Below are 14,927 nucleotides of genomic sequence, written 5' to 3' on the forward strand. Positions count from 1 at the left end.
CGTTACGCCGACACCGCGCGCAGCGCGCCCGGGCGGCGCCCGCTGAGGCCGTCCAGCGCCGCCGCGGTGGCGTCGTCCGCCGGCAGGTGCACGACCAGCCGCTGGTCGTCGTCGGCGGGCAGCTCCAGCGTCTCGTACGCCAGGCGCAGCGCCCCCGCCTCCGGGTGCTCCACGCGGGTGATGCCCGTGGCCGCCGGGAGCCCGGGAAGCCTGCCGACCCGCTCGGTGAACTCCGCCCCGGCCGTCACGCCCAACTCGTCCGCGAGCGCGGCCACGTGCGGGTCGGCCCGGAACGGCCCCTGCTTCAGCGCGGCGACCTGCTCGTCGGCGACCCGGTCCCAGTCGGGGAACGCCTCCCGCGCCCGCTCGTCGGCGAAGACGAACCGGGCCAGGTTCGGCGGGGCGCCGTCCAGCATGCCGAGGGGTCCGGCGAGCGCCTCGTACCCCGCCGTCCAGGCCAGCAGGTCGCCGATCCGGTTCAGCAGCACCGCCGGGGCGGGCTCCAGCCGGTCCAGCAGCGCCCGTACGGTCGGCCGGACCGTGAGCACCGGTGGCGCGGAAGCGCCGCACATCGAGGTGGGGTCCGCGCCCTTGGTCAGGCGGTGCAGGTGTATCCGCTCGGCCGCCGTCAGCCGCAGCGCCTCCGCCAGCGCGGCCACCACCTGCGGCGACGGATGCCGGTCGCGGCCCTGCTCCAGACGCGTCACGTACTCCACGCTCACCCCCGCCAGCGTGGCCAGCTCCGCCCGGCGGAGTCCCGGCGTGCGGCGGCGCGGCCCGGTGGGCAGACCCACCGCGGCGGGGGTGACGGCCTCGCGGCGCGTACGCAGGAACAGGCCCAGTTCGTTGTCGCTCACCCGGCCGAAGGTAGCAAGCGCACCGGCCCGGAGGGTGGCCCTGTCCCTACCAGTCTCAGCCCGGCCTTCCTGGTGCCCGCCCGCCACGGCAGGTTGGGAGTCGTGACCGCACCGGTCACCCATCCCGACCCACCAGGAGCCTTCCCATGTCTTCGCAGCCCCTTCGCCTCGCGGTCCTCGTCGGCAGTGTCCGGGACGGCCGCTTCGGCCCCGTCGTCGCCCGCTGGTTCGCCGAACAGGCCGCGCTCCACAGCGGGTTCGAGGCCGACGTCATCGACCTCGCCGACGTCGAACTGCCGCTTGCGCTGCCGCCGGTGCCGCCGGCGATGGACCCCGACATGCCCCGCCCGGCCGGCATGGCGGACCTCACCCGCAGGCTGGCGGAGGCGGAGGCCGTGGTCGTCGTCACGCCCGACTACAACCGCAGCTTCCCCGCCTCCCTCAAGGCCGCCATCGACTGGCACTACAGCGAATGGCAGGCCAAGCCGATCGGCTTCGTCGGCTACAGCGGAGCCAGCGGCGGCCTCCTCGCCATCGAGCAGCTGCGCCAGGTCTTCGGCGAACTGCACGCCCACACCGTCCGCGACTACGTCAGCTTCCCCCGCTACTACCTCCTCTTCGACGAGGACGGCAACCTCAGGGACCCCGAGGAGCACGACGCCGCCGCGAAGGTGATGCTCGACCAGCTCCACTGGTGGGGCTCGGTCCTCCGCCACGCCCGCCGCGAGCACCCCTACACCGCCCGGTGAGCGCCGCCCGGTAACCGCCACCCCGCGACCGCCGCGCGCGGATACGCTGGACGGCGATGTTCACACCCCAGGGCCCGACCCTCCGCGAACTCGCCGTCCAGGCGCTGTCCTCCACCGAGCACGGCTACGACCTGCTGGCCCCGAAGTTCGACCAGACGCCGTTCCGCACCTCCGACCGGCTGCTCGACGCGGTCACCGACGCCCTGCGGCCGCTTGGGCCGTTCCGTACGGGCCTCGACGTCTGCTGCGGCACCGGCGCGGGCGTACGCGTCCTGCGCGAGGTCTGCGAGGAGCAGGTCACCGGCGTCGACTTCAGCGCCGGCATGCTCGCCCAGGCCCGCGCCGCCCACCCGGACACCCCCGGCGGACCCCGGCAGCGCTGGGTGCGCGCCGACGCCCGCGCGCTGCCGTTCCGGCCGGCGTTCGACCTCGCCGTGAGCTTCGGCGCCTTCGGACACTTCCTGCCCCGCGAGCGCCCCGTCCTCTTCCGCGAGGTGTACGCCGCGCTGCGCCCCGGCGGCCTCTTCGCCTTCCCGGTCCCGGCGCCCCCACCGGTCGGCTCCCGGCCCTACCTCGCGCTGTGGGGCTTCGACCTGGCGATGCGGGTGCGCAACCTGCTGTGGCGGCCGCGCTTCGTCATGTACTACCGCACCTTCCGCCTCCCCGACGTGCTGCGCGACCTCGACCGGGCCGGCTTCACCACCGGCCTGACCGCGCTCCCCTCCCTCGGCACCCGCGCCGACGGGACGCCCCGCTGCCGACTGGTGGTCGCACGCCGGTAGGTTGGGTCCCCCACCCCGACCTGACCAGGAGAAACGTGCCCGCCGCCGTGCCCCGCCCCCGTCTGCTGTACGTCACCGACCTCGCCTACCAGGCCCGCGGCCGACGCTACTGCGACGAGGACGTCTTCCTGACCTCCCGGCTCCGCGAGACCTTCGACCTCGCCCTGTGCCACCCGCGCGACGCCGCCGCCCTCATGGGCGCCTTCGACGCGGTCGTCGTCCGCAACAGCGGCCCCGTCCTCCACCACCAGGACGCGTACGACGCCTTCCGCGCCCGCGCGCTCGCCGAGGGCGTGCCCGTCTACAACCAGCTCACCGGCAAGGGCGACATGGCCGGCAAGCGGTACCTCCTCGACCTGACCGCCGCCGGATACCCCGTCATCCCCACCGCCGACCGCCCCGAAGACCTGCACCGCCTGCCCGAGGCGGACACGTACGCGGTCAAGCCCCGGCTCGGCGCGGACTCCATCGGCCTGGAGTTCGTCCCCCGCGAGCGGCTGCCCCACCTCGCCTACGGCGACATCCTCGTCCAGCCGCGCGTCGACTTCGCCTACGAGGTGTCGTTCTACTTCGTCGACCGCGCCTTCCAGTACGCCCTGTACGCGCCGCGCACCGACCGGCGCTGGGAGCTCGTCCCGTACCAGCCCACCGACGCCGACCTGGCCTTCGCCCAGCGGTTCGTCGACTGGAACGCCATCGACCACGGCATCCAGCGCGTCGACGCCTGCCGCGCCCCCGACGGCGGCCTCCTCCTGGTCGAGCTGGAGGACCTCAATCCGTACCTCTCCCTCGACCTCGTCGGGGAGGAGACGCGCGACTCCTTCGTCACGGAGATGACGGCGTCCCTGCGCCGCCTCCTCGGCGCAACCTCGTCCGTCTGACCCCGCCTGAGGTTGCGCTCCCCGAATCCGTCCGGGCGAATGGAAACGGCACCGCGAGAAATCCCCTCTTGGGTGTCGCACCAGTAGTTTTTCGAGAGGCAGTGAACACAGCATGTCCGTCGGCGCAACGAGTGTCACCATCCCGGGCGACCCGGGCGACAGCCCGGGACCGGGCCGGGAGAAGGACGGAGGCAGACCACCCCGGCCCTGGACCACGCTCTGGGCGACGGGCCTCGCGCTGCTGCCCCTCGGCCTGCTGGCCGTCGCCTCCTACCTCGGCCGCTACGTCCGCCCCAGCGCCGACGAGTGGTGCTTCCTGCCCGTCGTACGCGACGGGGGCGTCTGGGGCCTCGTCGAGAAGTTCTACGTCACCGACAACGGGCGCATCGCCAACGGCCTGCTCGTCGGGGTGTACGCCAAGGCCCCGGTCGCCGGCCACCAGTGGTACGCCGTGGTCAGCGGCGTCCTCATGCTGGTCCTGCTGTGGGCCGTCACCGTGTACGCGCTGCGCGCCACCGGCCGCACCGCGCCGCGCGGCGTGCCGCTGCTGGCCGCCTCGATGATCACGGCGGCCTTCCTCTTCGCCACGCCCAACACGTACAAGACCTTCTACTGGCCGGCCGCCTCCGTGTCGCACACGCTGGCCCCCGTGCTGGCCGCGGCGGCCGCCCTGCCGTTGCTGCGGTACGGCGCCGGGAGCCGCCGGAGCCGGATCGCCGCGCTCGCCGTGGTGCTGGTGGCGGGCGTCTTCATGGGCACGCTCTCCGAGGAGGCGTCGGTCGTCGCCCTGGTGGTCCTCGCGGTGGCCGTGCTGTTCGCCCCGCTCCTCTTCGCCGAGCGGATCCGCCGCTACGTGCGCGTCTGGGCGCTGACCGGCATGGCGGGCGTCGCCATCGGCACGATCCTGCTCGTGACCTCGCCCGGCTCGCGCAACCGCCGCCAGCGCTACGACGCCGAGACCGTCTCCATGCTCGCCCCCGAGTCGCTGATCGCCTCGCTGCGCGCGTACGTCCGCATCCTGGAGACCATCCTGACGACCTGGGAGTACGTGGGCGTCGTCGCGGCCGGCGTGCTGCTGGGCCTGCTGGCCCGGCGCCGGGCGGGTCACCGGCCGGCCCTGATGCCGTGCCGCCCGCTGCTGCTGACCGCGCTCGGCGCGCTCACCTTCCTCGCCTGCGGCTATCTGTGCACCGTCATCACCTACCCCGCCTTCGGCGAGCGGGTGGTGCGCACCGAGCGGACCTGGAACGACTACCTGCTGGTGTACGTCCTGCTGCTGGCCGGCGCCGGCGCGCTGATCGGCCGCGCGCTGCGCCTGCGCGGCGGCGAGGGCGGCGACGTCGGCGAGGCCCACCGGGGCCCGGGCCGCAACGGCCTGGTGATGGCGCTGGCCGCCGCCGTCTGCGCGGTGTCCGTGGCGGGGATGGCCGTGCCGCTGTACCACCTGGGCCACGACATGAAGGTGCGGGCGCAGAAGTGGGACCACCAGGACCGCTACCTGCGCGAGCAGGCCGGGAACGGCGCCAGGACCGCCCCGTACACACCGCTGTCGGTCGGCAAGATGCTGGAGCCGTTCGGCGACCACGGGCGCAAGACCTGGCCCGCCCAGTGCGTCGCCGACTACTACCACCTCGACAAGGTCACTTACGCGCCGCGGCTTCCGTGACCCCGGCCTCCGGTGGCGGCTGCGGCCCGGCCCGGCGCCCGGCCCGACGGGTCGCGGCCGCCCCGGAGGTGATGGCCCACCGGGCCAGTACGAAGGAGAGCGGGGTGACGGCGACCCCCGCCGCGAGCGCCGCGAGGTTCTCGTCCATGCCGAGCCGGCTCACGGCGAGGTGCAGCAGGACGCCGCTGCCCACGACGTTCGCCGCGCCGGAGAGCGGGTAGCGGGCGAACGCCCGCCAGGTGGGCTTCGTACGCAGCGTGACGTACGAGTTGAGCAGGAACGAGCCGACGACGCTGACCGCGTACCCCACGACGTGCGCCGCGAGGTAGGGCAGCCAGAGGTTCAGCGTGGCGTACACGGCGTAGTAGACGGCCGTGTTGGCCAGCCCGATCGCGGCGAAGGTGGCGAACTGGCGCAGGGCGGCGCCGCGCCCGCTCGGCGAGCGGCGCCGCCTGGGGTGGCCCGTGCTCCGCTTCACGTCTCCTGCCGGGCGCGGCCGGCGGTTTCCAGCGGGGCCGCGGCGCGCGCGGCGGCGGGCTCGTTCGTCTCCCGCACGACGTAGTGCGGCCGGCGCTTGGACTCGTGGTAGATCCGCCCCACGTACTCGCCGATGACACCGAGCGTGGCGAGCTGGATGCCGCTGAGGGCCACGATGGCGGTGATGAGCGTCGCGTAACCGGGGGTGTCGACGCCGTCCAGGAGGACGTTGGCGATGATCCACAGCGCGTACGCGAACGCCGAGAGGAACAGCCACAGACCGGTGTGGATGGCCAGGCGCAGCGGGCGGCTGTTGAAGGAGAGCAGGCCGTCGATGCCGTAGTTGAGCAGGCGCCGGCCGCCCCACTTGGACTGGCCCGCGGCCCGCTCGACGTTCTGGTAGGTGAAGCTGACGGTGTCGAAGCCGATCCAGGAGAAGAGCCCCTTGGAGAAACGATTGCTCTCCGGCAGCGAGAGGATCGCCTCCACCGCGCGCCGCGACAGGAGGCGGAAGTCGCCCGCGCCGTCCGCGATCTCGACGTCCATGAAGCGGCGCACCAGACGGTAGTAGGTGCGGCTGAACGCCTTGCGCACCGCGCCCTCGCCGGTGCGGTCGCGCTGCGCGATGACCTGGTCGTAGCCGTGCCGGTGGAGCTCCAGCATGCGGGAGACGAGCTCCGGCGGGTGCTGGAGGTCGGCGTCCATGAGGACGACGGCGTCGCCGCGCGACATGCGCATGCCGGCGAGCATCGCGGACTCCTTGCCGAAGTTGCGGCTGAAGGAGGTGTAGCGCACGCGGGGGTCCGTCGCCGCGAGCGCGCGCAGCCGGTCCAGGGTCTCGTCGCCGCTTCCGTCGTCGACGTAACACACCTCGAAGGTGGCGTCGGCGGGTTCGAGAGCCGCGGCCAGCGCGGTGTGGAAGGTGTCGATCACCTCACTCTCGTTGAAACACGGAACGACGATTGAAATATGGACCATTACCTACTCACTCCATGCACCGGTGTGCGGTCGGCGGGCCGCATGATCCGTGCCCACCGTTCAGGGAAGATGACAACCGGCTCGTCGTGGTTGCCTGGCCGTGCGGGCGACTTCGGCGCGCGCTGGGTCCAGTGGATCGCGGCCGTACTGCCCGTACCGCCCCACGCCGTCCACTCGGGTGAGGGCGGTGGAGGCGACCCGGGCACGCCTCCGCCCCGCTCCCCGCGGGGCGGGGACGGCGGGGCGGAGGTCTTCCCTTGCTCAGGCCCGTTCAGGACTCCCTGCCCACCTCCTTGTTGATGGCGGCCGGCGAGTCGTAGTCCTTCTCCGGCAGCGATTTCAGCGCGTCCATGACCTCCCGGCTGGCCTTGTGCTTCTGCGCCGTGCCGACGATGTCCTTCTTCGACGCGGGGTAGTGCACGCCGCCGAGGGCCTTCTGCATTTCGATGGGGTTCACGTTCATGTGCGACGAATACCCATCTAAAGGGGAAACATCACCGGAAAGCGGACAATCGCCTTGTGTGTCCACGCTGCGCGGATCCGTCACGGTTGCATCACAATGTCGGTTGAGGAGCGGACGGCGCGGGCACATCCAAGTGCGGGGATGGCGTCCCGGTCGCGGGACTGGCGCACCCGGCCTCGGGAGGCCGGCATCGGCATCCCTCCCTCTGTGTGCTGTGTGGCGTGGAAAGGCAGGTACGTTCATGCTGTTGGCGCATCCCGCGGTGCTTCAGGAGCTCGTCGCCCGTTACGAATCCCTGTGTGCCGCCGCTCAGGGGCTGTCGATCGCCCCCGACCTCAAACGCCGGCTCGACGACGTGACGTACACGCTCTGCGTGACGACCGGCACCCGGCAGCTCGACCAGGCGCTGGCCGCGGCCCGCGCCAGGCTCGCCGCCACAGCCGCAAGTGCCACGGCCGCAAGTACCTGACCGGCCGAATTGAGGCGGCCCCGGTCCAGGGGTTGACCGGGGCCGCCACGGGCATCCGAGGGGAGACGGAGTGCCCGGCGGGACACCGCGGGACCGGCGCGAGGAGGGAGCGCCGATCGAGGGTGTCCGGCCCAAGGCCCTGTCAGAGGCCTTGAGAGGGGTGTACCGGATGACCGACGTGCTCGGTCCCGGCCGTTCGAGAAGTAAATATATTTACCGTCGAGTAAGCAAGTGCATGAAAAATTTCATGCGAGCCGGTGGCGTGAAAACACCCCCGGCGAGGCGTCCGTCGGACGTCGGCGGGGGTCAGTCGTCCAGGAAGAAACTGTGCTGTTCGGCGGCCTGTTCGTACCCTTCCAGCCGCAATTGCGTCCGCTCCGGATGCGCGTCGGCCATCGCCTGGAGCACGGACGCCGCGACCACCCCGGGCGCCGCGTACGAATCGAAGACGAGGCGTGATCCGGTCCCGGCGGTCAGCGTCACCTCCGCCTCGTCGACCAGCGGCCCCAGCGTCAGGTCCGTGATCAGCGCGATCCGCAGCCCCGTCCGGCGCGCCGCCCGCATGGCGGCCAGCGTCTCCTTGGCGTGCCGCGGCATCGCGAACGCCAGCACCCAGGTGCCACCCGCCTCCTTGGACTGCAGCAGCGCGTCATAGGCGACGCTGCCGCCCCGGGTCACCAGGCGGACGTCGGGGTGGATGCGCCGCGCCGCGTACGCGAAGTACTCCGCCAGCGACACCGAGATGCGCAGGCCCAACACCGTCAGCGGTACGGATCCGGCCAGCTCCCGGCCGACGTCGAGGATCTGGCCCGGGTCCGCCACCGCACGGCGCAGCGCCTCCAGGTTCTCGATCTCCGCGTCGATGGCCGCCTGCAGCTCGTTGCGCCGGACCTCGTCGCCGGTGTCCGGCACCCCGGCGACCGCGCCCAGGGCGATGGGCTGCAGCGCCTCGCGCAGCGCCGGGAACCCGCTGTAGCCGAGGGATGTGGCGAACCGGGTCACCGACGGCTGGCTGACCCCGACCCGCTCCGCGAGATCCGTGATCGACAGGAACGCGGCCTCGGTGAGGTGGTCGATCATGTACTGGGCGATGCGCCGCTGGGCGGGGGAGAGGCGGTGGCCGCCGAAGAGCGCCAGCACCCGGTCCGAGGGCGCCTGCCGCTCGTCCCGTTCCGGCCGCGCGTCCCGCCGGTCCGGCTCGGCCGGTTCCGCCGGCTCGCCCGGCCCGGACGGCGTCGCCGACCCGCCCGGCTGGGCCGCCTCGGCCGGGCCCTTCCGGCCACCGGAGGGTCGCCGCCCCGGCCTGATCGCGGCCGCCTGTGCGCGTGCCTGCTGCCCTGATGGCACCGGCGTGCCTCCTTCCAGTCCCGATCGTCCTCAACATACTTCACCTCCCTCGACGGCCTCCGGCCGCCGGAGCGCCCACCGATGTGCGCGACCGGGCCCGGCGGGAGCATCCTGGGGGTGTCCCGTGTGTCCCCCCGGTACGGCGCGGGGTCGCGGCGCCGTGACCCCGCGGGCCGGCTCCCGCTGAGAGGTGGGACGACGATGGCAGACGGCCCGCACGGCGAGCCCGGCTCCCGGCTCCGGCCCGACGGGGAAGCCCCCGCCCCGCCGCCGGACGCCCCGCCCCGGCTGCGCGCCCCCGAGACCGGCGGCCCGGCCCCGCGCCCCGCGCACCGCCCGGCCGGCGCGGAGGCGCGGCCGGGCGGTGCACCGGCCGCTGGCGGCGGGCACGCGGGCGGAGTCGAGGACACGACCGGGAGCGGCCGCGCATCCGGCGGGCCGGGCGGCGGGTGGACGGCCGACGCGGGACGCGGCCGGGGCGCCGGGCCCGCGGCCACCGGGCGGCCCGTCGACGAGCCGTCCCTGGTCGCCGCGCAGGCCGTCGTCGGAGCCGTCGAGGCCGCCGGCGGGTACGCCGGCGCCGTCTATCTGCGCTCGCGGACGGCCGGGCTGCTGCGGCTCGCGGTGCTGTGCGGGCTGCCGGGCCCGCTCTTCCGGCCCTGGTGGCGCATGCACGTGAACCGGCCCTTCCCCATCGCCGAGGCGTACCGCTCCTGCCGGACCGTCGCCCTCTCCGACGCCGAGGACGCCATGCGCCGCTTCCCGCAGCTGATGGCGGGGCTGCCGTTCCCCTTCGGGTCGCTGTACGCGCCCGTCGCCTCCGGCCGCGAGAAGTTCGGGGTGCTGGTGGTGCTGCGCGCCGCCACACCGGGGCGCCCCGTCGACGCGGCCGACCGCCACCGCACCGAAAGCGTCGCGCGGCGCCTCGGCGCCCGCCTCGCGGACCTCGCGCGGCGGGGCGCCGACGTCGCGTGGGACCACGAGCCCGTCTGCGTACAGCCGCCCACGGGCACGACGGCACCGGTGCGCGTCGGCCGGCTCGACTGGGACATCGGCAGCGGAGCCGTCACGGCCGACGCTGGGCTGCGCTCCCTCCTGGGCGGCGAGGGACCCGACGGCTTCCCCGGCACCATCGAGGCCCTGGCGGGACGGCTGTCGCCGGAGGACGCGTACGGACTGTGGGCGCTCGCGGCACAGATGACAGGGACGGCACAGACGGCAGGGCCGGCGGAGGCGGCACACAGGGCCGAGAGGGGAGAGACGGCGACGACGGGAGAGACGGCGACGACGGGAGAGACGGCGACGGCACAGACGGCGGAGACAGCAGGGCCGGCACACACGGCGGAGACGGCACACACGGCGGAGACCGGAGAGACTGGAGAGACGGCGGAGAGGGGAGAGACGACGGGGGAGAGGGGAGAGACGGGGGACGCGGCGGAGACCGGGAACGCGGGGGAGCGGCCAGGACCCGCGACCCGTGGCATCTGGCTGCGCGGACCCGACGGGCGGCCCTGCCTCCTGGAGCTGTCCGCCCACGGCGGCCCGGCGGGCGGCCGCCGCCTCTCCGGCACCCTGGTCGACGCCGGCACCGGACCGCTCGTCGCCGCGGCGGCCGACCGGCTGCCCCGGGGCATGCTCGCCGTCGACAGGCTCGGCCGGGTCACCTACGCAAGCCGCACCGCCGAGACCCTGCTCGGCCTGGACCACGGCCGGCTGGTCGGACGGGTCCTGTGGGAGGAGGTGGCGTGGCTGGGGCAGCCCGCGCACGAGGACCACTTCCGGGCCGCGCTCCTGTCGGACGAGCCCGTACATTTCATGGCCCACCGTGCCCCGGACCGCTGGCTGGCGGTCTCCCTCCACCCCGGGCACGACGGACTGACGATCACCCTCACCGCCGAGGAGCAGCCCGTGTACACCCCGGGCTCCGTCACCGCGCCGGGCGCCGGTCTGGGCGCGGGCCTGGGCGGCGCGGGCGGGGCCCTGGGCGCCGGGCTCGGTTCGCCGGCCGACCGGGCCTCCGTCCTCTACCGCCCGGTCGCCCTCGCCATCGCGCTGACCGAGGCCGTCACCATCCGCCAGGTCTCCGCCGTGGTCACCGAGGAACTGCTGCCGGCCTTCGGCGGCCGCCAGCTCGCGATCTACCTCCTGGGCGAGCGCCATCTCCACCTGGCCTGGGAGACGGGCTTCCCGCAGGGCTTCCTCGACCGGTTCGACGGCGTCGGCCTCGACGCGCGGCTGCCCGGCGTGGAGACCCTCACCTCCGGGCGGCCCCTCTTCTTCGAGTCGATGCAGCGCCTGGCCCACGCCTACCCCGGCATCCCCCTCGACGCCCACGTCGGCGCCCGCGCCTTCCTGCCGCTGATCGCCTCCGGCCGGCCCATCGGCTCCTGCATCCTCGGGTTCGACCAGCCCCGCGGCTTCAGCCCCGAGGAGCGCACGGTCCTCACGGCGCTCGCGGGCCTCATCGCCCAGGCCCTCAAGCGGGCCCAGCGCTACGACTCCGAGGCGGCACTCGCCCGCGGCCTCCAGGGCGCCCTGCTGCCGCACCGCCTGCCGCGGCTGCGGAACGTCGAGATCACCGCGCGCTACCTGCCCGGCACCCAGGGCATGGAGGTCGGCGGCGACTGGTACGACGTGACCGAGACCGGCCGGAGCGTCGCGCTCGTGATCGGCGACGTCCAGGGCCACGGGGTCGCCGCCGCCGCGACCATGGGCCAACTGCGCAGCGCCGTACGCGCCTTCGCGCTCAGCGGGCACGACCCGCAGGAGATCATGAGCGGCACCAACCGGCTCCTCATCGACCTCGACCCCGGTCAGTTCGCCACCTGCTGCTACGTCGACCTCGACCCGGAGACCGGCGCCGCCCGCGCCGTACGGGCCGGACACCCGCAGCCGCTGCTGCGCCACCCCGACGGCCGGGTCGAGGTCCTCGACCTGCCCGGTGGCGTCGTCCTCGGTGTCGCCCCGGACGCCACGTACCCGGTGACCGAACTGCGCCTGCCACCGGGAGCGGTCCTCGCGCTTTTCACCGACGGGCTGGTGGAGCAGCCCGGCACCGACATCGACCTCGGCATCGAGCGCCTCTGCGGCGCCCTCGCGTCGGTCTCCACCGGCTCGCTGGCCGACGTGGCGGACCGGCTCGTCCGCGAGGCGACGACGGCCGCCGACCGCCCCGACGACATCGCCCTCCTCCTGGCCTCCCGCACATAGGCCTCTTCCGGCGCTCACTCCGCCGGGGGCAGGGACGGCGCGGCCGGCCGGAGACGGGCCCACCAGGCGACGAGGGCCGTCGGAGAGCCGGGCCGAGCCCCGTGTGGAGTGAGCGCGGTTGTGCGCTCCCCGGGGCCGGGCGAGCATGAGGAGACGACGAAGGCAGGTGCCATGAGCGCGGTGAACGCAGCCGAGGGTGCCGACTTCCGGGGCCCCCTCGACGTGACGAGAGCGGCGACCGCCGTCCTGGACGCCGACGGCACGGTCGTCGGCTGGAGCCCGGCGGCCCAGGCGCTGCTGGGCCACCCGGCCCGGGAAGCGGTGGGCCGCCCCATCGGCAATCTCGTCGTGGACCGCGCCGGGGCGTACCGGATGGCCGCGCGGCTGCCCGGCGCCTCCGAGGCACGCCGCCAGATCCTGCACATGCGCCACTACGACGGCCGCATCATCCGCGTGACCACCGCGACCCTCCCGCTGTTCCACACGACCGAGGGCCCGGGCGCCGACACCGGCCCCGCCCGGCTCCTCGCGCTGGCCGACGCCGACGAGACCGAGCACTGGGAGGCCCTCCAGTCGATGCTGCGCGGCCTCGCCACCCAGTCGCCCGTCGGCCTGGCCATCTACGACACCGACCTGAGGGTCGTCTGGACGAACCACGCCCTGTTCAAGGAGATGGGCACCGCCCAGTACGCGGGCCTGCGCCCCGACGACATGGTCGCCGACGGCGAGATCCTCTCCCTGGGCTACCCGCCCACGCTGGAGGAGACCATGCGGCGGGTCCTCGGCACCGGAGAGCCCGTCATAGAGCTCCACTACCGCGGCCGCCCGCCCGTCGACCCCCTCCACGACCACGTGTGGTCGTGCTCGTACTACCGCCTCCAGGACGCGACCGGCGCCACCCTCGGGGTGTGCGAGGAGACCGTCGACATCACCGACCGCTACCTCGCCCAGCAGCGCCTCGACCTGCTCGTACGCGCCGGAGGCCGCGTCGGCACCACCCTCGACATGGTCCACACGGCGCAGGAGCTGTCCGCGGTGACCGTCCCGCAGTTCGCCGACGCCGTCACCGTCGACCTCCTCGACGCCGTCCTCGAAGGCGACCACCCCAGCCCCGGCACCGCGCCCGCCCGGCGAGTCGTCCGCGTCTGGGGCGGCCCCGTCGACGGCACACCCCCGCCCTCGCCGGGGGCACGCCACCCGGTCGACTACCCGCCCGACTCGCCCCAGGCGCGCTGCCTGGCCACCGGCCGCCCCGTCCTCGACACCCCGCCGGACGCGGACCCCGCCGCCTCCCGGCTCGTCGTACCGCTCCGCACCGAGGGCGTCCCCCTCGGCGTCGTCACCTTCACCCGGGACCGCCACCCCGACCCGTTCGGCGCGGCCGACCTGCCCGTCGCCGACGAACTCGTCGCCCGCGCCGCCGTCTGCATCGACAACGCCCGCCGCTACACCCGCGAGCACACCGCCGCGCTCATGCTCCAGCGCAGCCTGCTGCCCCGCAGCCTGCCCCGGCTCACCGGAGTGGAGCTCGCCTACCGCTACCTGCCCGCCGACATCAAGGCGGGCGTCGGCGGCGACTGGTTCGACGTCATCTCCCTCTCCGGCAAGCGCGTCGGGCTCGTGGTCGGCGACGTCGTCGGCCACGGGCTGCGCGCCGCCGCCACCATGGGCCGGCTGCGCACCAGCGTCCGCGTCCTCGCCCAGCTGGACCTCCCGCCCGACGAGCTCCTCACCCGGCTGGACGACCTCATCACCCAGAGCGCCCACGAACAGATGGCCGTCCCGCACGGCCGCGAGGAGGCGCCCGACGACGCCGCCCTCGGCGTCACCTGCCTGTACGCCGTCTACGACCCGGTCACCGGACGGTGCAGCATGGCCCGCGCCGGCCACCCGCTGCCCGCCCTCGTCGACCCCACCACCGGCACCGTCACCTATCCCGACCTGCCCGCCGGGCCGCCCCTCGGCCTCGGCGGCCTGCCCTTCGAGGGCGCGGAGTTCACCCTCCCCGAAGGGTCCCTCCTCGCCCTCTTCACCGACGGCCTCGTCCAGGGCCGCGAACGGGACCGCGACATCGAGCTCGGCGCCCTGCGCACCGTCCTCGCCGACCACCGCCGCCCGCTGGAGGACCTGTGCGACCGGGCCGTCGCCACGCTGCTGCCCGGCCCCGTCGACGACGACGCCGCCCTCCTCCTCGTACGCACCCACCTCCTCGACACCCACCAGGTCGCCACCTGGGAGCTGGCCGACAGCCCCGAGATGGTGGGCCGCGCCCGGGCCCTGGCCACCGGCCAGCTCGGGGCCTGGGGCTACGACGGCGACGTCGCCTTCAGTACCGAGCTGGTCGTCAGCGAACTCGTCACCAACGCCATCCGGTACGCCGCCGGGCCCGTCCAGCTGCGCCTCATCCGCGACCGCACCCTCATCTGCGAGGTCTCCGACACCGGGCACACCTCGCCCCACCTGCGCCGGGCCGGCAGCGAGGACGAGGGCGGGCGCGGCCTCTTCCTCGTCGCCCAGATGAGCCAGCAGTGGGGGACCCGCTACACCGCCACGGGCAAGACGATCTGGGCCGAGCAGACGCTCCCGCCGTGACGCGGTGACGTTTGTGTCCGGTCGGCGCCGGAAACCCGGGAGTCGTCCGCGATGTCGGGAGGAACGCCAGGAGGCACGTCATGGCAGCGTCCGATCAGATCAGTGCGGAACTGTGGGAGGAGTTCCACACCGTCGTGAACATGACCTCGCGCGAGCTGCAGGAGTGGCTGAACGTCGCATCGGCCGGCGAGGAGACCGAGGTCGTGCCCGACCAGTCGGGGAAGGCCATGGGCCGGCGGGTCCTGGAGATCCTCGGCAAGCGGCGTACCGACCTCACCGAGGACGATGTCGAGGTCATGCGGCGGGTCTGCGAGGTCGTCCGCTCCCAGCGCGGCCCGGACATGGAGCCCACGGCCGGCGGTGAGGGATGGCGCCACGGCCTGATGGACATCGGCCACGACCCGCTGAAGCCCGTGTAGGACCCGCCCCCCGGCCCCGCCACCCCACACCCCCTCG

At 74.1% G+C, this 14,927-nt stretch carries 13 protein-coding genes; 8 read left to right on the forward strand and 5 right to left on the reverse strand.

What is annotated here, in order from left to right:
• Window positions 1-2: 2 nt before the first annotated feature.
• Window positions 3-857, reverse strand: a complete 855-nt coding sequence (locus ACZ42X_RS21415; protein WP_468292282.1) for a helix-turn-helix transcriptional regulator — start codon at window positions 855-857, stop codon at window positions 3-5.
• A 146-nt stretch (window positions 858-1,003) separates the two neighbouring features.
• Here ACZ42X_RS21415 and ACZ42X_RS21420 point away from each other — a divergent pair, with 146 nt between their 5' ends.
• The 4 genes from ACZ42X_RS21420 to ACZ42X_RS21435 all read left to right on the forward strand — a co-directional run bounded on the left by ACZ42X_RS21420 (window position 1,004) and on the right by ACZ42X_RS21435 (window position 4,935).
• Window positions 1,004-1,606 carry an NADPH-dependent FMN reductase gene (locus ACZ42X_RS21420; RefSeq protein ID WP_468292285.1) on the forward strand — a complete coding sequence of 201 codons (603 nt, stop codon included), beginning with the start codon at window positions 1,004-1,006 and terminating at the stop codon, window positions 1,604-1,606.
• A 56-nt stretch (window positions 1,607-1,662) separates the two neighbouring features.
• Window positions 1,663-2,388: a class I SAM-dependent methyltransferase gene (locus ACZ42X_RS21425; RefSeq protein ID WP_468292288.1), complete on the forward strand. Its 726-nt coding sequence runs from the start codon at window positions 1,663-1,665 to the stop codon at window positions 2,386-2,388.
• A gap of 35 nt (window positions 2,389-2,423) precedes the next feature.
• The gene (locus ACZ42X_RS21430) at window positions 2,424-3,269 is read left to right on the forward strand and encodes an ATP-grasp domain-containing protein (protein WP_468292291.1); all 846 of its coding nucleotides are present in this window, start codon (window positions 2,424-2,426) and stop codon (window positions 3,267-3,269) included.
• Window positions 3,270-3,381: 112 nt separating this feature from the next.
• Window positions 3,382-4,935, forward strand: a complete 1,554-nt coding sequence (locus ACZ42X_RS21435; protein ID WP_468292294.1) for a DUF6056 family protein — start codon at window positions 3,382-3,384, stop codon at window positions 4,933-4,935.
• Here the strand turns inward: ACZ42X_RS21435 and ACZ42X_RS21440 are convergent.
• From ACZ42X_RS21440 to ACZ42X_RS21450, 3 genes are all read right to left on the reverse strand, one after another.
• Window positions 4,910-5,413 (reverse strand): GtrA family protein, encoded by a 504-nt coding sequence (locus tag ACZ42X_RS21440; protein ID WP_468292297.1) that lies wholly within the window; start codon window positions 5,411-5,413, stop codon window positions 4,910-4,912. The genes ACZ42X_RS21435 and ACZ42X_RS21440 overlap by 26 nt on opposite strands.
• Entirely contained in the window at window positions 5,410-6,345 is a 936-nt protein-coding gene (locus ACZ42X_RS21445; protein ID WP_468292300.1) for a glycosyltransferase family 2 protein, read from the reverse strand. The genes ACZ42X_RS21440 and ACZ42X_RS21445 overlap by 4 nt, the downstream gene beginning before the upstream one ends.
• Window positions 6,346-6,661: 316 nt before the next feature.
• Window positions 6,662-6,853, reverse strand: coding sequence for a DUF2795 domain-containing protein (locus ACZ42X_RS21450; protein WP_361423497.1), 192 nt, complete (start codon window positions 6,851-6,853; stop codon window positions 6,662-6,664).
• A 241-nt stretch (window positions 6,854-7,094) separates the two neighbouring features.
• On the opposite strand from ACZ42X_RS21450, the gene ACZ42X_RS21455 reads away from it, so the two are divergent.
• Window positions 7,095-7,322 carry a DUF5133 domain-containing protein gene (locus tag ACZ42X_RS21455; RefSeq protein WP_361423500.1) on the forward strand — a complete coding sequence of 76 codons (228 nt, stop codon included), beginning with the start codon at window positions 7,095-7,097 and terminating at the stop codon, window positions 7,320-7,322.
• A 306-nt stretch (window positions 7,323-7,628) separates the two neighbouring features.
• On the opposite strand, the gene ACZ42X_RS21460 is transcribed toward ACZ42X_RS21455, so the two are convergent.
• Complete coding sequence (locus ACZ42X_RS21460) at window positions 7,629-8,669, reverse strand: MurR/RpiR family transcriptional regulator (RefSeq protein WP_468292303.1); 1,041 nt, start codon at window positions 8,667-8,669, stop codon at window positions 7,629-7,631.
• Window positions 8,670-8,870: 201 nt separating this feature from the next.
• Between ACZ42X_RS21460 and ACZ42X_RS21465 the strand changes: the two genes are divergently transcribed.
• From ACZ42X_RS21465 to ACZ42X_RS21475, 3 genes are all read left to right on the forward strand, one after another.
• Window positions 8,871-11,879 carry a SpoIIE family protein phosphatase gene (locus tag ACZ42X_RS21465; protein ID WP_468292306.1) on the forward strand — a complete coding sequence of 1,003 codons (3,009 nt, stop codon included), beginning with the start codon at window positions 8,871-8,873 and terminating at the stop codon, window positions 11,877-11,879.
• 171 nt (window positions 11,880-12,050) lie between these two features.
• Window positions 12,051-14,471: a SpoIIE family protein phosphatase gene (locus ACZ42X_RS21470; protein WP_468292308.1), complete on the forward strand. Its 2,421-nt coding sequence runs from the start codon at window positions 12,051-12,053 to the stop codon at window positions 14,469-14,471.
• 80 nt (window positions 14,472-14,551) lie between these two features.
• Entirely contained in the window at window positions 14,552-14,890 is a 339-nt protein-coding gene (locus tag ACZ42X_RS21475) for a DUF3140 domain-containing protein (protein ID WP_468292311.1), read from the forward strand.
• Window positions 14,891-14,927 lie beyond the last annotated feature (37 nt).

The organism is Streptomyces sp. NPDC030862 (assembly GCF_055571835.1).